The 20,461-nt window shown below is 59.2% G+C and carries 18 protein-coding genes; 10 read left to right on the plus strand and 8 right to left on the minus strand.

What is annotated here, in order from left to right; genetic code table 11:
* The first annotated feature begins 295 nt into the window (after positions 1 to 295).
* The 4 genes from zwf (at position 296) to bioD (ending at position 5,514) form a co-directional block, all read left to right on the plus strand.
* Positions 296 to 1,879 carry a glucose-6-phosphate dehydrogenase gene (zwf, locus tag H567_RS22750; RefSeq protein ID WP_084516846.1) on the plus strand — a complete coding sequence of 528 codons (1,584 nt, stop codon included), beginning with the start codon at positions 296 to 298 and terminating at the stop codon, positions 1,877 to 1,879.
* Between the two features lie 226 nt (positions 1,880 to 2,105).
* Complete coding sequence (bioA, locus tag H567_RS0102770) at positions 2,106 to 3,470, plus strand: adenosylmethionine--8-amino-7-oxononanoate transaminase (RefSeq protein ID WP_028320223.1); 1,365 nt, start codon at positions 2,106 to 2,108, stop codon at positions 3,468 to 3,470.
* On the plus strand, positions 3,454 to 4,653 hold the full coding sequence (bioF, locus tag H567_RS0102775) for an 8-amino-7-oxononanoate synthase (protein ID WP_208598316.1): 1,200 nt from the start codon (positions 3,454 to 3,456) through the stop codon (positions 4,651 to 4,653). The genes bioA and bioF overlap by 17 nt, the downstream gene beginning before the upstream one ends.
* Before the next feature lie 96 nt (positions 4,654 to 4,749).
* On the plus strand, positions 4,750 to 5,514 hold the full coding sequence (gene bioD, locus H567_RS22755; RefSeq protein ID WP_153306025.1) for a dethiobiotin synthase: 765 nt from the start codon (positions 4,750 to 4,752) through the stop codon (positions 5,512 to 5,514).
* Positions 5,515 to 5,783: 269 nt separating this feature from the next.
* On the opposite strand, the gene nagZ is transcribed toward bioD, so the two are convergent.
* The gene (nagZ, locus tag H567_RS22760) at positions 5,784 to 6,851 is read right to left on the minus strand and encodes a beta-N-acetylhexosaminidase (RefSeq protein ID WP_051184425.1); all 1,068 of its coding nucleotides are present in this window, start codon (positions 6,849 to 6,851) and stop codon (positions 5,784 to 5,786) included.
* A gap of 249 nt (positions 6,852 to 7,100) precedes the next feature.
* Here nagZ and H567_RS26850 point away from each other — a divergent pair, with 249 nt between their 5' ends.
* From H567_RS26850 to sctV, 6 genes are all read left to right on the plus strand, one after another.
* Positions 7,101 to 8,000: a nucleotidyltransferase family protein gene (locus H567_RS26850; protein ID WP_051184426.1), complete on the plus strand. Its 900-nt coding sequence runs from the start codon at positions 7,101 to 7,103 to the stop codon at positions 7,998 to 8,000.
* Positions 8,001 to 8,007: 7 nt separating this feature from the next.
* Positions 8,008 to 9,021: an aminoglycoside phosphotransferase family protein gene (locus H567_RS22770; protein ID WP_051184427.1), complete on the plus strand. Its 1,014-nt coding sequence runs from the start codon at positions 8,008 to 8,010 to the stop codon at positions 9,019 to 9,021.
* 704 nt (positions 9,022 to 9,725) lie between these two features.
* Entirely contained in the window at positions 9,726 to 10,865 is a 1,140-nt protein-coding gene (sctW, locus tag H567_RS0102805) for a type III secretion system gatekeeper subunit SctW (RefSeq protein WP_028320225.1), read from the plus strand.
* 138 nt (positions 10,866 to 11,003) lie between these two features.
* Entirely contained in the window at positions 11,004 to 11,408 is a 405-nt protein-coding gene (gene sctX, locus H567_RS0102810) for a type III secretion apparatus assembly protein SctX (RefSeq protein WP_028320226.1), read from the plus strand.
* A gap of 18 nt (positions 11,409 to 11,426) precedes the next feature.
* Positions 11,427 to 11,756 carry a type III secretion apparatus assembly chaperone SctY gene (gene sctY / locus H567_RS0102815; RefSeq protein WP_153306026.1) on the plus strand — a complete coding sequence of 110 codons (330 nt, stop codon included), beginning with the start codon at positions 11,427 to 11,429 and terminating at the stop codon, positions 11,754 to 11,756.
* A gap of 248 nt (positions 11,757 to 12,004) precedes the next feature.
* On the plus strand, positions 12,005 to 14,089 hold the full coding sequence (sctV, locus tag H567_RS0102820) for a type III secretion system export apparatus subunit SctV (RefSeq protein ID WP_028320228.1): 2,085 nt from the start codon (positions 12,005 to 12,007) through the stop codon (positions 14,087 to 14,089).
* A gap of 70 nt (positions 14,090 to 14,159) precedes the next feature.
* Here the strand turns inward: sctV and H567_RS0102825 are convergent, their stop codons facing one another.
* From H567_RS0102825 to sctU, 7 genes are all read right to left on the minus strand, one after another.
* Positions 14,160 to 15,434, minus strand: a complete 1,275-nt coding sequence (locus H567_RS0102825; RefSeq protein ID WP_028320229.1) for a hypothetical protein — start codon at positions 15,432 to 15,434, stop codon at positions 14,160 to 14,162.
* Positions 15,406 to 16,053: a SycD/LcrH family type III secretion system chaperone gene (locus H567_RS22775; RefSeq protein ID WP_035253247.1), complete on the minus strand. Its 648-nt coding sequence runs from the start codon at positions 16,051 to 16,053 to the stop codon at positions 15,406 to 15,408. The genes H567_RS0102825 and H567_RS22775 overlap by 29 nt, the downstream gene beginning before the upstream one ends.
* On the minus strand, positions 16,050 to 16,340 hold the full coding sequence (locus H567_RS28950; RefSeq protein WP_028320231.1) for a hypothetical protein: 291 nt from the start codon (positions 16,338 to 16,340) through the stop codon (positions 16,050 to 16,052). The genes H567_RS22775 and H567_RS28950 overlap by 4 nt, the downstream gene beginning before the upstream one ends.
* Before the next feature lie 85 nt (positions 16,341 to 16,425).
* On the minus strand, positions 16,426 to 17,190 hold the full coding sequence (locus H567_RS0102840; RefSeq protein WP_028320232.1) for a hypothetical protein: 765 nt from the start codon (positions 17,188 to 17,190) through the stop codon (positions 16,426 to 16,428).
* 63 nt (positions 17,191 to 17,253) lie between these two features.
* On the minus strand, positions 17,254 to 17,946 hold the full coding sequence (locus tag H567_RS0102845) for a hypothetical protein (protein WP_028320233.1): 693 nt from the start codon (positions 17,944 to 17,946) through the stop codon (positions 17,254 to 17,256).
* 35 nt (positions 17,947 to 17,981) lie between these two features.
* A complete protein-coding gene (locus tag H567_RS0102850; protein ID WP_161626551.1) occupies positions 17,982 to 19,157 on the minus strand; it encodes a hypothetical protein in 1,176 nt (391 codons plus the stop codon).
* Positions 19,158 to 19,316: 159 nt separating this feature from the next.
* Complete coding sequence (sctU, locus tag H567_RS0102855; RefSeq protein ID WP_028320235.1) at positions 19,317 to 20,369, minus strand: type III secretion system export apparatus subunit SctU; 1,053 nt, start codon at positions 20,367 to 20,369, stop codon at positions 19,317 to 19,319.
* Positions 20,370 to 20,461 lie beyond the last annotated feature (92 nt).

Here is a 20,461-nt window from a genome sequence, read left to right on the forward strand (position 1 = left end):
GATTCACCGCTCAGGCAATGGCCCTGTTCGTTTCTCAGCGATATCGAAAGGCGGTTGTCCTTGCATTGGAGGGACTTTCTTCCGAAGCAACCAGAAGGGCTGCGAGTCAAACCAAGGCGAATTGACCTGAGGGGCTCAGGCCGATTATGATGGGTTTTTGCCTTCGAAGAAGCGGTCTTGGGCCTGGGAAGTCTTCGTTGCAGTCTGATTTTCAGCGGAGGGGCCTGGCAAAATGGCAAGGAGCGTGAATTGATCGAAGCGGAATTCGCTCATGGGTGTGGAGGCATTGGACGGGATGAGTGATTTTTTCGAAGAGGCGGACAGGACGCTGGTCGAGGGGCGTGCGCCGGATCTCGAGGTGCCGAGGGAGATGTGTGTATTGGAGGGGCCGGGCGAGCCGTGCGTGCTGGTGATCTTCGGCGCTTCGGGGGACCTCGCGGGGCGCAAGCTGTTGCCTGCGCTTTGGAACCTCTATCTGCAGGGCGGCCTGCCGCAGGCCTTCGCGATCCTGGGCTGCGCCAGGACCCCGATGACGGATGAGACGTTCCGGGCTTACACGCGCGAACTGCTCGAGTCCGCCGGGATGCTGAAGGGATCGCGATGGGAGGGGTTTTCGCGTCTGCTCCATTATCGTGTCCTCGACTACGGGGATCCTGCAGCCTTCAAGACCCTCGGATCGGACCTCGACGCGCTCGATCGAGAGGCGCGCACTGCGGGAAACCGCATTTTCTACCTGGCCGTCCCGCCGGGGATCTATGCTTGGACGGCCGAACTGCTAGGCAGCTCCGGCCTTTCGGGAGAGGATTCGAACGGGGTCGGCTGGTCCCGCATCGTCGTTGAAAAACCGTTCGGGCACGATCTGGAGTCGGCCGAGCAGTTGGATGGAATCCTCCACCGCTATTTCAGGGAGCATCAGATCTTCCGGATCGACCACTACCTCGCCAAGGAGACGGTCCAGAACATCTTGATGTTCAGGTTTGCGAATGCGATCTTCGAGCCGTTGTGGAACCGCCGCTACATCGACTACGTCGCTGTCACCGCCGCCGAGACCCTCGGTGTCGAGCACAGGGCGGACTACTACGAAGAGGCCGGCGTCCTGCGGGACATGTTCCAGAATCATATGATGCAGCTCCTAACCCTGACGGCCATGGAGCCGCCTTCGATCTTCGAGGCCGAGCGTGTTCGGGACGAAAAGGCGAAGGTCTACCGCGCCCTGAGGCCCTTTCCGGTGGACAGGCTCGATGAGTACCTGGTCCTTGGCCAGTACGGACCGGGGGTGCTCGACGGGCGGGAGGTTCCGGGGTACCGGGAAGAGACGGGGGTGAGCCCCGATTCGCTGACCCCCACCTTCGCCATGATGCGGGTTTTTCTCGACAACTGGCGGTGGCAGGGGGTCCCGTTTTATCTGACATCCGGCAAGCGTCTCCAGGCCAAGCGGACGGAGATCGCCATCGCCTTCAAACAGGTGCCTCATTCCATGTTCCGCCAGGTCCTGGGGGAGCATATTTCCGCCAACCGGCTGGTCCTCGGGATCCACCCGGAGGAGCGGATCACCCTCACATTTCAGACCAAGAACCCCGGCGCCAAGGTGTGCCTCCGCACGGTGACCATGGATTTCAATTATCACCAGAATTACACGGGCCCGGTCCTCGAGGCCTATGAAAAGGTCCTCATCGACTGCATCCTGGGGGATCAGATGCTCTTCTGGCGTCAGGACGGCGTGGAACTCTGCTGGTCCTTCCTGACGCCCATCCTGCATCGGTGCGAGACCTGCGGCAATCGGGCGGAGAGGCTCCTGCGGTACCCGGCGGGAAGCTGGGGGCCCGACCAGGCCCATCAGCTCGGGCCGGTGCTCGCCTCGCTCGGCGATGGGCACTGACCTTGGCCCAGCCCGGCAGGGGTACCCGCCCCGAATTGACCCTTGAGTTTTGCTCTTTGCGGCTATAAAGTAGCGCTGCTTTGTTCCGAAGGAAGCGGCCGGGTCCGCCGTTGCGCGGAGGCGGGGAAGACCGCTTCCCCTGAAAATGCCGGAGGGGTGCGGAGGTTTGCGCTTCGGCCGGCTCGGCGGGGGCCGCGGATGTCCGTGGACCCGGAAAGGAAGAATCATGTCATTGACGTATTCAGCGTCCAGGGATGAGCTGGTCGAGTACGACAAGCAGCACCTCTGGCATCCATTCACCCAGATGAAGGAGTGGACGGATGGGACCCCTTTACTGATCGCCCGTGGCGAAGGCAACTATCTCGTCGATGTGGACGGAAAGCGTTATCTGGACGGTGTGTCGTCGCTGTGGGCGAACATTCACGGCCACGGACGAACCGAGATCAACGAGGCTATTGCGTCACAACTCCAGGAACTGGCCCATTCGACGCTGCTCGGTTTGAGCCACCCGTCGGCGGCCCTGCTCGCGCATCGCCTAGCCCAGCTGACGCCGGGGGATCTCCGGTGGGCCTTCTATTCGGAGAGCGGTTCGACGGCCGTGGAGATCGCTATCAAAATGGCCTTTCAATACTGGCAGAACCTGGGGCGTAAAAAGAAGACCCGTTTCATGAGCCTCAGGGAGGGCTACCACGGGGATACCATCGGGGCCGTCAGCGTGGGGGGGATCGATCTTTTTCACCAGGTCTACGGTCCGCTGCTCTTCAACGGCGTCAAAGCCCCATGCCCTTACCGCTATTGCCAGGAAAACGATATTCCCCTCGAAAGGGGCACAGAGCGGTTGGCGGCGGAGGTTGACGCCCTCATGACGGCCTACGCCGACGAAACCGCCGCCTTCATCCTGGAGCCTCTGGTGCAGGGGGCGGGCGGGATCCTCCCCTTCCCGCCGGGCTTGCTGAAGCGGATCGAGGAGCTTTGCCGCCGGTATGATGTCCTGCTGATCGCGGACGAGGTGGCGGTCGGGTTCGGCCGCACCGGGACGATGTTCGCCTGCGAACAGGAGTCGGTTGTGCCGGATTTCATGTGCCTGGGCAAGGGGATCACAGGAGGCTACCTGCCCCTGGCGGCCACTATGACCACCCAGCGGATCTATGACGGGTTCTGGGGGGATTACCAGGAGCTCAAGACCTTTTTCCACGGCCACACCTACACGGGAAATCCGCTCGCCTGTGCGGCGGCGCTCGCATCGCTGGATTTGTTCCAAACGGACAAGACCATCGAAAACCTGCCGCCCAAGATCGCCCGGATCGAGGCCGGCCTGGACCGCCTGGCCGAAGGCGAGCAGGTCGGTGACGTCCGGCAGCGGGGAATGATGGCCGGGGTTGAACTGGTGCGGGACCGAGCCGGAAACTCCGCGTATCCGGTTGAGGAGCGGATCGGGCACAAGGTCTGCATGGCCGTCCGCAAACATGGGGTGATTCTTCGGAATCTGGGGGACACGGTTGTTCTGATGCCGCTGCTTTCCCTGACGATCGAGGAATTGGACCGGATCTTCGACGCACTGGAGAACGCGATTCGTGAAGTCTGCGGATGATCCCCGTGGCCCGCTCCCGTGGCCGGACTATATCGTCCACACGATTAGAGAACTAAAGGAGAGGGGGCTTTACCGCCAACTGAAGATCCTGGACTCCGCGCCGGGTGCCGCCGTCAAGGTCGGCAGACGGTCGGTGCTGCTCTTCTGCTCCAACGACTATCTGGGGCTTGCGGCCGATCCCCGCATGAAGACGGCCGCCGTTCGGGCCGTCCGGGCCTGGGGGACCGGCGTCGGGGCCTCCCGCCTGATCAGCGGCAACATCGCCTTGTACCGCACCCTCGAGCAGGCTGTATCGAAGTTGAAGCGGGTCGAGGCGGCGCTGGTCTTCGCGAGCGGCTATGCCACCAATGTAGGCGTGATTACGAGCCTGGCGGGACCGGGCGATCTCATCCTGAGCGATGCCCTCAACCACGCCAGCATCGTCGACGCCTGCCGCCTTTCGAAGGCCGAAATCGCCGTCTATCCGCACCGGGATGTCCATGCCCTCGAGGTGCTGCTCCGGGGCAGATCCACCCGAGGGCGGGTCATGATCGTGACGGACGGGGTCTTCAGCATGGATGGGGATCTGGCGCCTCTGCCCGAGCTCACTGCCCTCAGCCGGGAGTCCGGGGCGCTCCTCGTGGTGGACGATGCCCATGGCACCGGTGTGATCGGGCCGAACGGCGGGGGGGTGTTCGATTACTTCGGCCTGAAGGATCCGTCGGCGTTGCAGGTGGGGACCTTCAGCAAGGCCTTGGGAAGCCTCGGCGGCTTTGCCGCGGCATCGGCCCAGATGGTGGATTTTCTGGTGAACCACGCCCGCTCCCTCATCTATTCGACGGGCCTGCCTCCGTCCGTCCTGGCGGCCAACGCGGAGGCCATCCGGATCATTATCGAAGAGCCGAACCGGCGTAAACACTTGCATCGATTGTCTTCTCATCTCCGCGATGCCCTGGGTCCGCTTGGATTTTCTCTTGCCGAGGGTCCGACGCCGATCATCCCGCTGGTGGTCGGGGATGCGGAAGAGGCCGTCCGGCTCTCAGCCTACCTCTGGGACGAGGGGATCTTCGTGCCCCCTATCCGGCCGCCCACCGTGCCGGAGGGTCAGAGCCGCCTGCGGGTGAGCCTGAGCGCGCTCCATCGCCAGGAAGATGTCGACCGTCTGGTTTACGCCATCAAGGACTACTTTCGTCAGGGGAGCTGATCGAGCGTGTTTCACCCAGGAAGACGTCCGTCCGCCGCACGGGCGGACGGCGAGGTCATTACCGGTGATTTTTTGCAGTCGGTTCGAGATGTGAAGATGAAAGCAAACGGAATTTTTGTGACGGCCACGGACACGGAAGTCGGCAAGACTTTCGTCTCGGGGCTTCTGATGCAGCATCTGGCCTGGAAGGGATTGAACCCGGGGTATTTCAAGCCGGTCGCAAGCGGCTGTTATATGGAAAACGGACGGCTCGTGTCGGAGGATCTGGCCTGGATCGCCCGCTTTCTGGGCGAAGAGATGCCGCCGGAACTCCACTGTCCTCTTCGCTTCGAAAAGCCGCTCGCCCCTTTGGCGGCATCCCGCCTGGAGGGTCGCGAGGTCGATCTCGGGATGGTCCGGGAGGCCTTCGGGAGGCTGCGCGGGCGGTATTCGACCATCGTCGTCGAAGGGATCGGGGGTGTCATGGTCCCGCTCAGGCAGGATTACCTCGTCCTCGATCTGATCGAGGAGACGGCGCTGCCCGCGCTCATCGTCGCGCGGCCCGTCTTGGGGACGATCAACCACACCCTTTTGACCCTGGAGGCCCTTCGGGCGCGGGGGCTGCCTGTGCTGGGCTTTGTTACGAACGGGGCGCGGGACGAGACCGATGAAGCGGCCGGAACGAGCCCTGGTATCATCGCCGAACTGGGGGGGATTCCTTATCTGGGGCACATCCCCTTCCATGATCCCGGCCGCGATGAGCCCGAGTCCTTCCGTGTGCAGGTCGCCCCGCTGCTGGAGGCCATATGGTCCATCTGCTCAGGGAAAGAGGGCGTCGCCCCTCCCGCCCCGGGAAGCGCGCCGGCCTTGACAGGCTGTTGAAAAACGCCCATCTGCTGCGATCAGTTTATCCCGTGCCGCTGCGGCGCACTGTTCTATGCGCTTCATTCCACGGGTTGTCGCATGCCTTGCATCCGGCGGTTTTTCAATAGCCTGCGCAAACCGGATGTTCCAGCACGCTGTTCAGCCGGACGGGTCATTCAGCGAACAGATGTGCCGGAATGCGTTGTGGGCATCGAATAAGGAAGCCTTTCTTCATCGCACAGGGTGAGGGCGCAAGCCCGGTTGATTCCGGCTGGGATTCGTTCAGTTCAGGCGAAATAGCGGCGGACTTCCTGGAGTGAGACCCGACCGATCGTTTTGATGTAGCGCTCTTTCGCAGCCTTGATCCGCCGGTTGCTTGCGTGGAGCCGCTCCATGGAGAGCCTGCCTTCGAGGAGGGCCGACTGCACGGCGTCGATGGCCTGAAGGACCCGCTGCTGGTTCCGGCAGATGAGCAGGATATCCGCCCCGGCTGCAAAGGCGCGTTCGGCCGCCGCATCGACCCCCCAGGAGCCGGTGATGGCCCCCATTTCGAGATCATCGGTGATGATCAGGCCGTCGAACCCCATGCGTTCCCGCAAAAGCCCGGTCAGAACGGCCGGGGAGAGGGTGGCGGGTGTGCCGTCATCGAGCGCCGGATAGACGGCATGGGAACTCATGATGCCGCTTACCCCCGCAGCGATGCCGGCGGCGAACGGCGGCAGGCTGACGGTCTCCATCTCGGCGAGGGAAAGGGGGATGGTGGGAAGTTGCAGATGCGGGTCGCGGCCGGTCCGTCCGAGGCCGGGAAAGTGCTTGGCCACAGCCATGACGCCGTTGGCCTGAAGATCGCGGATGATCAGGCTCCCGAGCCGCCCAACCTGGTCCGGATCTTCCCCGAACGTCCGCCCGGCGAGGTGCTTCTCGGCCTCTCCGCGCCGGACGTCCACAACGGGGGCGAGGTCCATGTTGAGCCCGACGAGGCGCATTTCACGCGCGGTGGTGCGGGCGAAGGCGCGGGCGGCCTCCTCCGGCTGAGGGCTTCGGCCGATGGCCTCGTTTCCCGGGAACATACTAAAGGGCGCCTGAAGGCGGGCGACGCGGCCCCCTTCCTGGTCGACGGCGATGAAGAGCGGGGTGCCCTGGCTTTCCAGCGCGGCTGTTTGGAGATCGTTCGTCAGGGCGGCCAGTTGCTCCGGGCCCTCGATATTGCGGGCGAACAGGATGACCCCTCCCAGGCCTGCCTTCCGGATGAGCGCCTCCGTGTCCGAATCGAGGGTGGTGCCGGGCATCCCCGCCATGAACAGGCGGCCAATGCGAAGGGTGATCTCGTTCAATTCCAGGGTGGAATGATTCATGGAAGGTCCCTTTGATGGGGTTGGATGAAGGCGGTCCGTCTCTTTGGTCCGGTTGCCGCCGCAGGGAAAGGGTCGGTTCGGTCATCGACCGGCAAATGCCTGGGGATGCCTTCCGTAAAGCCGGCAAGCCTTGGCCTGCCGGACGGATCGCGCATCTGTGTCTGGGAACCGGTTCGGAATGAATCAGTCCGCGTTGCCCAAGGCTGATTTTTTTCCGTGGAAGGATATTTTGCAACAGAAAAAACACCCATGAAAGCGATGATTCTTGCCGCCGGGTTCGGCACGAGGCTGCGCCCCCTGACCGATCACCGTCCGAAGGCCCTCGTACCGGTCGGAGACCGGCCTCTTCTGGATTACAATGTGGATTATCTCAGGCGGTACGGCGCTGAGGCCGTGGTGATCAACGCCCACCACAAGGCTGCGCAGCTCGAGGCCTATGTGAGCGCGAAAGAGTGGGGGATCCCCGTCTCTGTACGGATCGAGAAGGAGATCCTCGGGACGGGGGGCGGCATCCGAAACATTGCGGACTTCTGGGATGACGAGCCCTTCATCGTCCTGAACGGCGACATCCTGACGGACATCGACCTCCGGGCCGCCTACCGCGCCCATTGTGAGGCCGGGAGGTTGGCATCCCTGGTCCTGCATGCGTGCGAGTCCTATAGCCAGGTGGCTGTTGACGCCGAAGGCAACATTGTCGATATCGCGGCGGCTCCCCGTCCGGGGCGGCTGGCCTTCACGGGTATTCACGTGCTCGATCCGCGCTTGATCGAAAGGATTCCGGGCCCCGGCTTCGCGGACATCGTCGCCTGCTACCGCCGCCTGATCATGAAGGGGGGCGGAGTGGGCGCATTTTTGAGCACGGGCCACCGCTGGCGGGACCTCGGGAGCATCCCGGAGTATCTGGCGGCCAACCGCGATTGGGTCGGATTGCGGCGGGTATTCGTGGGGCCGGGTGCGCAGGTGCATCCTACGGTGCGATTCGAGGACTGGGCGGTGGTGGGCGCCGGGGCCCTTTTGGAGGCGGAGGCGGTGGTTGGCCGCAGCGTGTTGTGGGAAGGGGTCAGCGTCGCTGCCGGCATCGAAGTCCTGGACAGCATCGTGACGGCGGGAAGGCGCATCGACCAGCCGGTGTGCGGAGCAATCCGGTAGAGCGGCTATGGAAATGTTTGTTGAATCGGCCGTCATGGCCTTTTTGGACCGGCAGGGGGGCGGCGTTGATACGGATCGTTTCGTCTTGTTGAAAGGCGACGGTTCCGACCGCCGGTTCTGCCGCCTGAGGTCTCTGGCTGCAGGCGGGCGCGGGTGCGTCATTATGGTAAACCCGCCGGCGGATGAAGCGGCCCGGATCGAAAACCGAGCCTACGTCGAGATCGGGCGCCACCTCTATGCGCAAGGAGCCCCCGTGCCGGAGATCTTCGATTTCGATCTCGAGGCGGGGTGGGTTGCCCTGGAGGATTTGGGGGATGCCTCTTTGCACGGAATGGTCCTTGGCGGAGCTGCACCGCTGCCGCTGTACTGCGAGGTTGCGGAACGGCTTCTGGACATGCAGCTGAACGGTGCGAAAGGGTTTCAGACAGCATGGTGCTGTCAGACGCCTTATTATGATGCGCATGTGGCATCCTTTTACGAGGCGGAATACTTCGCGCGCGCGTTTCTTCAGGGATACCTCGGATTGAGCCTTGATCTCCCCGGCTTGAAGGGCGCCTTCGACCGGATCGCGTCGGGGGCCTTGCAGTCGGGCGACCGGTTTTTCCTGCACCGCGATTTCCAGTCCCGCAACATCATGTGGTCAGGGGATCGGCCGAGATTCATCGATTGGCAGGGGGGGCGGATCGGCCCCCTGGGGTACGATCTCGCTTCGCTCTTGATCGACCCTTATGCGGCCCTGTCAGAAGCGGTGCAGCTCGGCGTTTATGCGCACTATCTGAAGCGGCTCGATCACCTCCGCCCGGAAGCCGTTGCAGGGGTGGCCGCGGCCTATCCCTGGCTAGCCCTGCAGCGGAACCTGCAGATCTTGGGGGCTTTCGCCTTTCTCAGCAAGATCAAAGGCAAGCGTTTCTTCGAGGCCTATATCCCCGCTGCGCTGACATCCCTCCAGCAGCGGCTCGCCGCCCAGGACGACCCCTCCCTGCAGCCTTTGCAGGACTGCCTGAAAGAGATCACATTCTAACCTCCCCTTTCGGAAGCGCTTTTTCACGGAACAGCGGCTGCAGGGGGGTGACCCAGGGGGCGAAACGGATCCGCTTCACGCTTATCGTTCATCGACCGAAGCGAATATCGTTATAAGGGTCTCCACGGGTCGCTCGTCTGCAATCCATCAAAAATCCATTCGAGCGTTTCTTTCCCCAAGAATCGAAGCCTGGCAGCCGGGCATCCGTCGCACAATTCCCGCTGCCTTGCGCACAGTTTGCTATGCATTTGCCCGTCTGCCAGACCTTCTGCCGCACGTTCAGGGATGCCGCATGGCAGCCCGCGGGGCACCGGTTGTTTGCAGTCAAAAACGGCGTTATGTGACAGGGATCACTCCGGTTCTCGTTTTTTAGCAAATTTGTGTCCTGTTTGACCGCGTGATGGCTTCAAGTTTGCAAAACCCCCAGTTACTCGGCACCGGTGGCTCCCCGAGAAACATTCAGACATCGGACGGACCTGAAGGGGGCCATCCAAGGCATGCACACACCCGGGGTTGATGTCATGCATCCAAGCGTGCAGGGCGTGGCTTCGGAATTGGCGTGCGTATTCCGCCTATCTCCTGGGCGGCGTCGGTGTCTTGTGTATCGGTACTTTACGTGAAGAGTGGTGTAGTTCAAGATTTCAACGGCCTGAAGAAAAGGCCTGACACAGCGCTGGCAAAGGGCGGAAAAGGTTTCGGAGGCCATGTTCGAACAAGTCGATGGGACTCATAGCATGCAAGGGGTGCCGGCGCGGGAGGCTGCCCCGGAGCCCCCGAGGTCCGTAGAGGGTTACCATGCGGGCCGTGTCGTCCAGGTTAAAGATTTCCAGTCCCTGATTGCCGAGGCCGCAGAGGAGGTCTCGTTCGCTTTCAGCGAACGGGTCGAAAAGCGCCTCGCCGAGCGTAAATCGGTGCGGTTGGCAAGCGGCCAAACAGAACTCCTGCAAGGGGCGGAGGACTGCTTCGCAAGGCTGCCGGATTTCAAAAAGGGCAGGCTGCTTGAGGCATTCATGGCGCACTTCGGGTCGCTGCGGGATGTGAGTGCAGGGCAGATCCTTGCGGCTGTAAGGCTCTATTTCACGGATGTTTCCATTCAATACGCTGTGTTGCTGCATGCTCTGGAGTCGACCGCTGTGGCAGGAGAGTCATCGAGCGGTCTGCGCAACGCCTTGGACGGAGCGCTGGAAAACCTGGTGCGGCAGCAGGGACCGGCTGTCCGGGCCGGGCTGAACACGAGCATAACCGCCTTCGAGGTTTCGGGGCAGGGATTGGCCGGTGTACAGCGCCTGCGGGATTTTTATCGCAGCACGGTGCTCAGCTTCACAGGTCTCGACTCGGCCTACCGCGAAGTGATGGAAGCCTATGGAGAAGAAGGTTTTCAGCGGGCTACGGATTTCCTCATCAAGGCAGCCGGTGCCGAGCTGATGTCTCGGGGACCTTCGATAGATCGAGCAGAGCTCAGGTCGATCATTGACCAACTTTATTATCTCGAGGTCCTCGGGAATACGCAAAGGGCCTGCACAGTCCTGATGAAAAGGATGCAGACTCAATTCCATGAGCCGGCAGCCGGTTCGGGGCGGGCCTTGATGGGCAAATTGATGGGGTTGACGATGGATCCATTGGTCGGGAGCCAGGAGGTTTTGGCTATCCTGAATGACCTCGGGATTGGTGGCGCGGCAGCGAGGATCGATTTATTGAGGGAATTGCGTTACCTGGCCTGGGAGATTCCCCTCAAGGCCTGCAAGGATATGCAAGGCCGGCAAGAATTATTAAAGGGACTGCAGCAGGCGCTTGATTCGGAGATTGCAAAGGAGCAGGCGCTTCAACTACGCCGCTGCCGATAAGGGGAGTCGACCGTCCTGTTGGAATGTCTACCCTGTGCAGGGACCTCGGTTTACGATGGCCTTTTCAGCCGGGCACGCACAGGGAGCATAATTTCGTTTAAGTGACCACCAGGGTCATCGAGCAGGGGAGAGAAACGGATGCCTCGAATTCCAGACCATTCAGATGTCGTTCAAAACGTCTTTCAGCAAAGGATCTACGGCGGGCCCATCGCCGGAAAGGTCCGCTTCGATCCGGCGGCTGCGCGGCCTGTTCCGAGTGAAGATCCGCCGCTCGGCCGCCTGGAAGGCATTTCCCCGGACCATTCGCTGGATTCCCGCCTCCTGACATCGATGAAACCCGTGACCCTGGAACCGGATATCTTGAGGTCGGAATGTTACCGCGAGGCGATTGCAGGCGCCGCCCGCGCCCTGCGGGAAATGTCCGTCAGGGAGCTTCGGCAGCTGTCCCGAAAAAGTGTACGCGAGGCGATAGCCGTGATGGAGGAGCATTTGATGCTCGACGAGTACCTTGTTGCCTGCCGGAACATCCTGCTGAAGGGGTGAAACGCCCGGGATCGATCGATGAATCCAAGAGAAAAAGAAGCATTGGCTGTGCTCGGTTATTTTTTTCTTTCCCATCGAAAGGCAGAAAAGGCCCGCACCCTTTTCAAAGCACTGGTGGCACTGTTTCCCGAGGAGGCTCGCTTCGCGGAGTCCCTGAGTTATGCGTATCTTATGACCGGCGAATATGAACGGTCCCTTGCAGCCGCAGAGGACTATCTCCTCCTGGAAAAGGAGCGAAAGCGCCAAGCCTTGGGCTACCTGCTGAAGACCTTGGCCTACCGCAGTCTCGGAGAGGAGGAAAATGCCTGCGAATGCCTGAATGCCTATCTGGTGTCCATCCGGAAGTGATCATCCGGCATGTCCCGGCTCTTATTCGGAAATCAGGATTGCTTTGTGAATTCCAGTGAAATCCGTTGGTTGCGATGAAGGTGAACTGCAGGCCTTTGCCCAATCAAACGTCCAGACGGCGGCAGTGACCGGGCGAGCCCGGACTCGCTGCGAAGGGGCGGGACTGAGCGGGTGAAACCTGGGATGAAACCGGCCATCACCAGGTGGGAACCGCCTGTTGAGGAGAAGCTCCGAACATGCACGTGAAACTGAATAGCCTCCAACACATTCTTGTAAAGGCATCGCGGTACAACGATATCGTCCTCGCGACCCTCGTGGTGGCGATTATCGCACTGATGATCCTTCCCATGCCGACCCCTTTGCTCGATGGTCTGATCGCCGCGAATCTCGGTCTGGCGGTGACCCTGATCATGGTCGCCATGTACATCCCCTCGGCACTTTCCCTGTCCACCTTTCCGAGTATACTTCTGTTTACGACCCTTTTCAGACTTTCCCTCAACATCACATCCACCCGCTTGATCCTCCTGAACGCCGATGCCGGTGAGATCATTTCTACATTCGGGAATTTTGTCGTGGCCGGAAATTTTGTCGTCGGAGGGGCCATTTTTCTGATTATCACCATTGTCCAGTTTCTGGTTATCGCCAAAGGGTCGGAAAGGGTCGCTGAGGTCTCGGCCCGTTTCACGCTCGACGCTATGCCGGGCAAGCAGATGAGCATCGATGCGGATCTGCGGGCCGGCGTCATCGATATGGTCGATGCCAGGCGAAGACGGCGAGGCGTGGAGAGGGAGAGTCAGCTGTATGGCGCCATGGACGGCGCCATGAAATTTGTCAAGGGGGATGCCATCGCCGGCATCATCATCATTGTGGTGAACATCCTGGGAGGGATGGCGATCGGTGTTCTGCAAAAGGGGATGGACCTCGGGAGGGCGATGCAGACCTACTCGATCCTTACGATCGGGGACGGGTTGGTCAGTCAGATTCCAGCCCTCTTTATTTCCGTTACGGCCGGGATCATTGTGACGCGTGTTTCTTCGGAAAAATCGGATAGCCTCGGAGGCGAGATCGGGACCCAGTTTCTGGGACAGCCGAAGGCCTTGCTGCTAGGGGGAGTGCTGCTTTGCTGCTTTGCCCTGGTCCCCGGTTTTCCCAAGTGGCAGTTCATTGCGCTCGGCCTGTTGATCGGCCTCGTGGGGTTTGTTTTTGGACGTGTTCCATCCGGACCGCTTCAGGAGGCGGAGTTCGAAGATGACGGAATCTCAGACGCAGAAGATGAGATTGAGGAACGTACCGACAGGGTAGCGGCGTTTTCTCTTACAGCCCCCCTTTCGGTTGCGGTGGCCTCTTCACTGAGGACGGTGATTCAGCCTCAAGCGCTGCAAGGCAATCTGAAAGAGGTTCGCAGAGCCCTTTACCTCGACCTTGGTGTCCCTTTTCCCGATATCGCCCTTCGATTCAGCCATACGATCGAAAAGGACCGTTACGTGGTTCTCCTGCAAGAGATCCCTGTTTCAGAGGGGCTGCTGCTTTGGGACAGACTTCTGGTAAGGGAGACGGAGGAGCATCTTCGGGTTTTGGGGATCGCTTGTGAGGCAGGCAAGACCTTCCTGCCGGGTATGCCCCATATATGGGTCGAGGAGCGTTTTCGTGCTCGGCTTGACCAGGCGGGGGTGGCCTGGATGGACCCGGTCGGGGTGCTGACTTATCACGTGATGCTGGTGCTCAAGCGATATGCCTCCGAATTCATCGGCCTCCAGGAGACGCGTTATTTAATGGAGCGGATGGAGGAGCGATTTCCGGAGTTGGTTCGGGAAAGCCAGCGCATTCTGCCCCTGCCGAAAATCACAGAGGTCCTGCAGCGTCTTGTTCAGGAAGGCCTATCCATCCGCAATCTGCGGAGTATCCTTCAAAGCTTGATTGAATGGGGGCAAAAGGAAAAAGATGTGATCCTCCTGACGGAGTATGTCCGGATGAGTCTGAACCGCTATATCAGCTACAAATACAGCATGGGGCAGAATCTCTTAGCGGTTTACCTCTTTGATGCAGACACCGAAGAAACGATACGCAAAGCCATTCGGCAGACATCGGGAGGCAGTTACCTGGCCCTTGACCCACGCGCTGCAAGAGCGCTTGTCGATGCAATCAAGGCGGAGGTAGGAGATATCAGCAGGAGGGCTCAGAAACCCGTTCTTTTGGTTTCCATGGATATCAGACGTTATGTCAAGAAAATGGTGGAACTGGATCTGCCGGATCTGCCCGTGCTCTCACATCAGGAGTTGACCCAGGAGATCATCGTCCAGCCTTTGGGTCGCATTGCCCTTCCTGCTCACTGAGTCCGGGATCCGAGGGTGAACCGCTGCGGATCGGGCAGGAGGTGCATGCGACCAAGGTATGTAAGGCATGTCAACCACTGACCGCCAGGTTGCCTCGAAGTCCCTGGAGCCATTTTTGGATATCGGACGTGTACATCTGCACCAGGGTCTGTTTGTCGTTGTTGTGCTGATTGAGCAGAATCGTGTCCTCCTCGTTCTGCATGTTGAATTCATTGATTTTGCCCTCGATGCTCAGTTTGAACCCTTCCAGCCTCCCTTCCCACCAGTTTACCGTGTTCACGGAATCGTCCCAGACCTCCATTTCACCGTTTTTCAGGGCCTGGGACAAACCGAGTTCTCCAAGCCAATCATGGAAATTAAGGGTCACTTCTTCGCCTTGACTGTTCAGGCCCGTTACCCATCCCTCTTCGCCAAGACATGTTCGCCTGCCTTTCATATCCGGATCTATGGCGCGCAGCATTTCCATGTATTCGTTCAGCACACGAATATGATCGTTTGTCATGCGGACCTTATCGTAATACTGCATGAATGCTTCGTTGGCTTCCTGAATCGCGTCCATGCGGAAGAGCAGGAGCATTTCAAGGAGGCTCACCATTCGGCCGTTGTAGACATACCGATCGTCGGGTACGAACGTGCCGTCGGCAAGGTACATGCGCCCCTCGACATCGCGTTTGCCGGCGGTTGGGGGTACGGAGTTGGGGAGGGTGCATTTATACGTTCCATCGGAGAGGGCCAGGCCATCGGGAATCGACGCCAATTCGACTCCTTCTCCGTGATAGACGAACTTGCCGTTGTCGAGAATCGCCCCGTCAGGGATTTCCCAAAGATGCATCAGGCATGGCTGTCCCGCCTTATCCGCCCAAACACAGGTTCCATTGTAAAAGACCGCGCCTTTCGGAAGTTCATCGAGGCAATATTCCCCCCCTTTGTAAAAATATTTTCCGTTTGACAGAAGACAGCCGTCCGGTGGGTTCTGCGTCAAGGTGTTGCCCCATTTGTACCAGTGGCCCTCGTACCCGTAGCCTTCTACAATCTGGCCTTGGGGAAGCGGCCCCAGTCCGAGATATCCGTCCCCCCATTTGAATGCCAGTCCCTGAATGTAGCGATTGAGGGCATATCCGTCAGGGAAAAACGACCGGTCTTTTTCTTCGCCTCGATACACGTACAGGCCATTGGAAAGGCCCAGGCCGTCGGGCAGTTTGTCGATGGTCAGGCGCATGCCGTTATACCAGTAGGTCCCGTCTCCGAAGGCATAGCCGGGGGGATAAACGACAGGTTTGCCCTCAACGGCACAGTGCATTTGGACCCGGTAAGGATCAGCCAGGGTGCAGAGATTGATTCCCATTGCTTTGTCCTCCTGTTGGTTTATCGGAGTCGAGGGTCTGCAGGATCAGAGCGGCCCGTTGCTTCAGAAGACCGTTCTTGTCGTTTCGAGCCAAGTCGGCGGCTGTCCGGATGCTTTCCCGGGCGGCATCTCGATCGCCCAGTTCCAGGAGGCACAGGCCCAGGTGCAGATGGGCATCCGGTTTCCCGGGTTCCGCATGAGTGGCGAACAAAAACGCGGCTGTAGCCAATCCTGGATGTCCGGCCATTTGGTTGCAGGAAGCGAGGCCGAACCAGTATTTATAAACATGGGGGCTCATGAGGACGAGCAGCGCGAAGATCTTTTGTGCGTCGGGATACCTTGCTTGGGCATAAAGGCTGTAGGCCAAAGCGTAAATGGTTTCGAGGACGCTTTCCTCGATGCTGTTGTCCGAGCGGGCCGTGCCTTCCGGCTTTGATCCGGGGTAAGCGCTGTGCACCGCGGCGTTTTGGGCTTTAACTGCGATGGGTTCTCCGCTCTGATGGAGTGGCTGTTCGCATACGTCACCGGATGTATTCCGTTTAACCGGTTCGACTCCGCCGCGTAAGTGTGCGGTCTCCGCCAGCCGTCCTTGGATGCCCCGGAACTCTGCCTGACTCATATCCTTGTGCCCCGAAAAAATCCGCCCCGCAGCTCCCATCCGGACTGGGGATACGCAGTGCCGTTTTCGCCAGTTGATGATTCAACGGGAGGGGCGAATCCATAAAGGGTCAGCTCTTTCAAAGCGCTTTCCGGCAGATCCTTCCACGGGATGTCCGGGTCCAGGCTGAGGACCGTCTTGATTGCCCGCTTCCTGATTTCACAGAAGCGGCGATCGATTTTGTCCCGCTCCCGCATGATCCGCTCCAATGCGGCTGTTCGGTCTCTATAAAAGGGATGGAGCGTCATAACGGCCTTCAAGAAAAAAAGTTGTCAAAATCGGCTGACCGTCATCTTGGACGGTCTGTCAGATTGAAGCTCAATCATCTTAGCCCTAATTGGTTTGTCGCTTGGAATCCAGTACATCAGCGTTATAAGGCTGTATCGGATCTTCGCTGAAGGGAGTAAGCGTCTTTCGTTCATGATCATCTGGTGGAAGGCCGGTTTGATGTGAGTGATCGAAGTCCTCCAAATCTCCAAAGAAACTCGGTTCCTCATCTATCTCGTTGGAACGGTCCACCTCCCCATCCGGGCCATCAGCCCCGTGAGCCTGGGTGGGAACGCTTTCGCTCCTTGGGTGGCCGGTCTCCCGTAACGAATCGATATCCTCCAAATCCTCAGACAAATCCAATTCATCACCCGTTTGTGAGAGGTTGGGCGTCTCCGAGAAATCGACCTCGTTCCACCTGTTGTCCGCAATAGGTTCTCTATAACGCGGGTGGTTCAGAGCGCCCCAATCTTGCCCGCCAGGGTAGGCATCGTTCGGCTGCAAGGGACAGAAAGCGGGCAAAGAGGTTAGGTTCAGGAGGAAGGAGGCCGAGGCGTATTCGGAATGAATCCCAACGTTTCGCCACTTCCATGTATCATCGGAAGGCTTGCTTTTGTAGCCTCGATCCGGATTTACGGGAAGTCCCGTGTGATCCAAGAGCACTCTGAACAGGACACCTTTCCAGGCGGGAAGCTCTTTGTGGGATAGCCTGCGAACGTCGTAATTCTTCCACTTGGAACCCATCCGGTCTGTGGAATCGGCCGGTTCTTTCAAACAATTTTCCTGGCTTTTGATTTGCGAATTCCCGGTGTTGTCGATCGGTGACGTCATAATCCCTTACCCCCTTTGAGTCATGGCCGGCTCTCTCCGCTATTCATTCGGAGGCGGCCTGCTTCAGATCTTTCCTACGGCCTGTTTGGCGGCCAGTTCGGCCTGGAGCATTTCCCCGAGAGACCGTCTGATGGACTGCGCCGTTTGGCTGAAGGACTGGAAGAAGGCGTTCGACATGTCCTGTTGCGCACGCGTGTACTCAGCCTGGGCTGTTTGTTTGTCGCCTTTGGCCAGCTCGGTCTGATTTTTCGCCTGCCCGATGCTGGAGACCGCCTGGGATGTGGCCCCAAGGCTTTGAGACAGACCGGCCGTTTTCTCTCCTCCCAGGGAGCAAGATGCCCCTGCGATGCTGACGGCCAAGGCTTCGGTGGCATAATTTTGAAGGATGTCCGCGCCGTCTTCCTTCTTTTGAGCTGCTTCGGTCAGCAGGGTCCTCCTTTGGATGGCTGCGTCCACGACCTTCTGAATATCCTGAGGCGTCATTTCTCTCGCCATCTGGTGAAACAGGAGTGCCAGATCGAAAAAGTGATGCAGGGTGTTGCTCAATGCCTGAGGATCGGTTGGTTGACCTGCATCAGGGCTGGGGAGGTTTGGATCCAGAGAGCCGTGTCCCGGCCTTTCGGCTGCAGGGTTGGGTGCGAGCGGACCAGCCGCCACCGGGGAGCACAAATATCCGGTGATGTCCTTTTTGCATAGATTTTCGACAGGTCTAGCCGGGGGAATATTCATCGAGTGCTTTTCCAGCGGTCCGATCATACCTTTGGCTCCTTTCCATGCCGAAGCAATGGTTGTTATATTCTTTTCGCAGCCCCGATGGCCTGATTGACTTTCTGGGCGGTTTCGGCTTCGAGTTGGATGATTTCCATCGTTGTGCGCAGGTTACGCGACAGGCTTTCGATGATCGCTTTCATAAGTTCCAAATGGGTTTCCGCGAGGGATTGAGTGAACTCTTGATCAGCGTTTGTCTGATCCAGCGCGGCTTCCTTTTTCTGCGCATCTGCTTGTGCGCTGTCAGCTTCATATTTCTTGTAGGCTGCCTCACCCTGGAAGGCCCCAACGATCGTGCCTCGGACCACCGGCGAGGATGCACTGGCCACCGCCCAGAGGGCGCCTACGGCCGTGGTGAAGATGGCGATGGCCTTTCCAGCGTCCTCGCGGCTCATATTGAAGGTCTTGGCGTAGCTTTCTATCATGGCTTTCTGGACCGCGGGGTCGTTCATGATTTCCGGTGCAAACAGGGCCGCGGCAGTGACGAGCCCTAACGGCCCGCCCCCGATAAGGAGCGGTATGGCGGTGGCGCTGAATAATCCGCCGGTAACGGGGTTTTCTTTGAAGGCCTCCTCCAGGTTTTTGCCTGCTTCCTCGAAATCACCCTCGAAAAAGGCCTTGACCACCATGCCCAGGCGCCCGAAGAAGCCCGCTGATTGAATCTTGCGTTGCGCTTCTTCGAGCTTCTCCATCCACTCATTGAATTTATCTACGCGCTCCGCCTGCCTGCGCTCCATCTCTTTGCGATGATGGTCGGCCATGATCCGGCCGGTTTCGAAGGTTTGTTTGGCCAGGGAGTCCTGAAGCAACAGAAGAGCGAGGGTCATGTCCGCCATATCGACAGCCGGATTCTCGATTACCGGCGGCGTAGGGCCGTCGGGGACGGAGGGGGGATAATCTAAATCCGGGGGATGGGGATGATTCGCTGTTCTGAAACATGATTTTGGACTTGCCTGTGCCGGCGCTGCCGGCTCATAGGCGCTGTTTGGCGATCTGCTGCTCAAAGGGATGGCATGAGCGTCGCTGCATGGTGTCATTCTTGACCTCCGCAAAGATGGATCGTCGATCTCAGAAGGTGAAGCGGGACTGTGCTTCCAATAAAAATCGAGCAAGAAATATGCCATTTTGAGTATGTGCGGTTTGATGCTTTTTGAGAAAACGAGGGTCGGAATTTGCACAGCAATAAGGGCATAAGGCATCGGCGATTGGGCGGATAAGGCCTGTTACGCTTGACTTGAACTTGCCCCGAGGATGTCTCGACCGGCCTCAAACGCAATCCCAAGCCCCTGCCGCCGTCGAGATCGAGGAGGCGCTCCAGGTGTCGGGCACGGGCGGATTGGAAGGGAAGAGAAGGGGATCTATGGAGTGTACCGCTCTTTTTTGAGCTTCTGGACCCATCGCAAGACCTCGGCCACGGGTTGAATCAACGACTGGGGGATATATTGATCGAGGCGCCCCTGCTCGAAAAGATCCCGGGCCAGCGGTATGTTCTCCATAATAGGAACGCCCTCCTTCCGGGCGACCTCGATCATGCGCTTGGCGAGGAGGTCTTCGCCTTTGGCTGTAACGATAGGCAGTCGGGTCTTTTCCGGATCGTAAAAAAGAGCGATCGCCCGTCGCGTCGGGTTGGTGATGAGCACGGTCGCCTTTCTGACCTTTTCGAGGGTGTCGGCCATGGCCAACTCGCGATGAAGTTCTCTCCGGCGACCTTTCAGAATCGGCTCTCCTTCCATTTCCCGGTACTCGCGCTTGACCTCTTCCCGGGTCATCATCAGCTTCTTGATATGCCTGGATCGCTGGAAAAAGTAGTCCAGGAGCGCGACGGTCAGAAAGGCAGCGATGGTGAAGGCCGCCAGCTGTTTGAGAGCATCGTTCAGGACGGCCGTTAGGCCGGTCAGCCCGAAACGGGGCGCCAGCATCAGGGGGTTCACGGATTCCTTGATCACCACGCTGAACAGCAGGGTCAGGATCAAGACCTTGCCCGTTGATTTCAATAGCTCGACGAAATTTTCGATTGAGAAGAGCCGCTTGAATCCATCCACCGGGTTGATTTTCGCCAGGTTCGGTTTGACAGGCTCCATCGCAAATAGCCCCCCCACTTGAATGAAGTGACTCAGAACGAGGAGACCGAAAACCGCTCCAAGGATCGGCAGGGAAAGGCTGATAAAGGCTTGGAGGGTCCCGTCGAGCGTCCGTTTCAGGGCTTCGGTGAATGTCAGTTCATAAAAGCGGGGCGGCAGCAGGACCATTTCTTTTGCCTGTTCCAAGAAGGTGTCATAGCCGGCCCAGAGGACACAGAAGGCGGCTGTTATGGCTGCTGCGGATCCGATCTCCCTGCTTTTTGCGACCTGGCCCTTCTTCCTGGCGTCTCGCAGCCTTTTTGGGGTAGGCTGTTCCGTTTTCGTTTGCATTTCAGGCTAGATACCTCCCTCGCTCGGCAAGAAAGACAGCCTCAGGGTGATGGGATAGGCCTCCAAGGGGAGACCGTTTGTCTTCGAGATGA

It is taken from the genome of Desulfatiglans anilini DSM 4660, from assembly GCF_000422285.1.
GTDB classification, from domain to species: domain Bacteria; phylum Desulfobacterota; class DSM-4660; order Desulfatiglandales; family Desulfatiglandaceae; genus Desulfatiglans; species Desulfatiglans anilini.

Excerpts from the sequence above, each read along its gene's own strand:
- sctU (WP_028320235.1), bottom strand. The coding sequence starts at position 20,369 with ATGCAAACGAAAACGGAACAGCCTACCCCAAAAAGGCTGCGAGACGCC.
- H567_RS22770 (WP_051184427.1), top strand. The coding sequence starts at position 8,008 with ATGGAAATGTTTGTTGAATCGGCCGTCATGGCCTTTTTGGACCGGCAG.
- sctW (WP_028320225.1), top strand. The coding sequence starts at position 9,726 with ATGTTCGAACAAGTCGATGGGACTCATAGCATGCAAGGGGTGCCGGCG.
- H567_RS0102850 (WP_161626551.1), bottom strand. The coding sequence starts at position 19,157 with ATGCCTTATGCCCTTATTGCTGTGCAAATTCCGACCCTCGTTTTCTCA.
- bioD (WP_153306025.1), top strand. The coding sequence starts at position 4,750 with ATGAAAGCAAACGGAATTTTTGTGACGGCCACGGACACGGAAGTCGGC.
- H567_RS0102825 (WP_028320229.1), bottom strand. The coding sequence starts at position 15,434 with ATGGGAATCAATCTCTGCACCCTGGCTGATCCTTACCGGGTCCAAATG.
- bioA (WP_028320223.1), top strand. The coding sequence starts at position 2,106 with ATGTCATTGACGTATTCAGCGTCCAGGGATGAGCTGGTCGAGTACGAC.
- H567_RS0102845 (WP_028320233.1), bottom strand. The coding sequence starts at position 17,946 with ATGATCGGACCGCTGGAAAAGCACTCGATGAATATTCCCCCGGCTAGA.
- sctY (WP_153306026.1), top strand. The coding sequence starts at position 11,427 with ATGAATCCAAGAGAAAAAGAAGCATTGGCTGTGCTCGGTTATTTTTTT.
- H567_RS28950 (WP_028320231.1), bottom strand. The coding sequence starts at position 16,340 with ATGACGCTCCATCCCTTTTATAGAGACCGAACAGCCGCATTGGAGCGG.
- H567_RS26850 (WP_051184426.1), top strand. The coding sequence starts at position 7,101 with ATGAAAGCGATGATTCTTGCCGCCGGGTTCGGCACGAGGCTGCGCCCC.
- nagZ (WP_051184425.1), bottom strand. The coding sequence starts at position 6,851 with ATGAATCATTCCACCCTGGAATTGAACGAGATCACCCTTCGCATTGGC.
- sctX (WP_028320226.1), top strand. The coding sequence starts at position 11,004 with ATGCCTCGAATTCCAGACCATTCAGATGTCGTTCAAAACGTCTTTCAG.
- H567_RS0102840 (WP_028320232.1), bottom strand. The coding sequence starts at position 17,190 with ATGACGTCACCGATCGACAACACCGGGAATTCGCAAATCAAAAGCCAG.
- H567_RS22775 (WP_035253247.1), bottom strand. The coding sequence starts at position 16,053 with ATGAGTCAGGCAGAGTTCCGGGGCATCCAAGGACGGCTGGCGGAGACC.
- zwf (WP_084516846.1), top strand. The coding sequence starts at position 296 with ATGAGTGATTTTTTCGAAGAGGCGGACAGGACGCTGGTCGAGGGGCGT.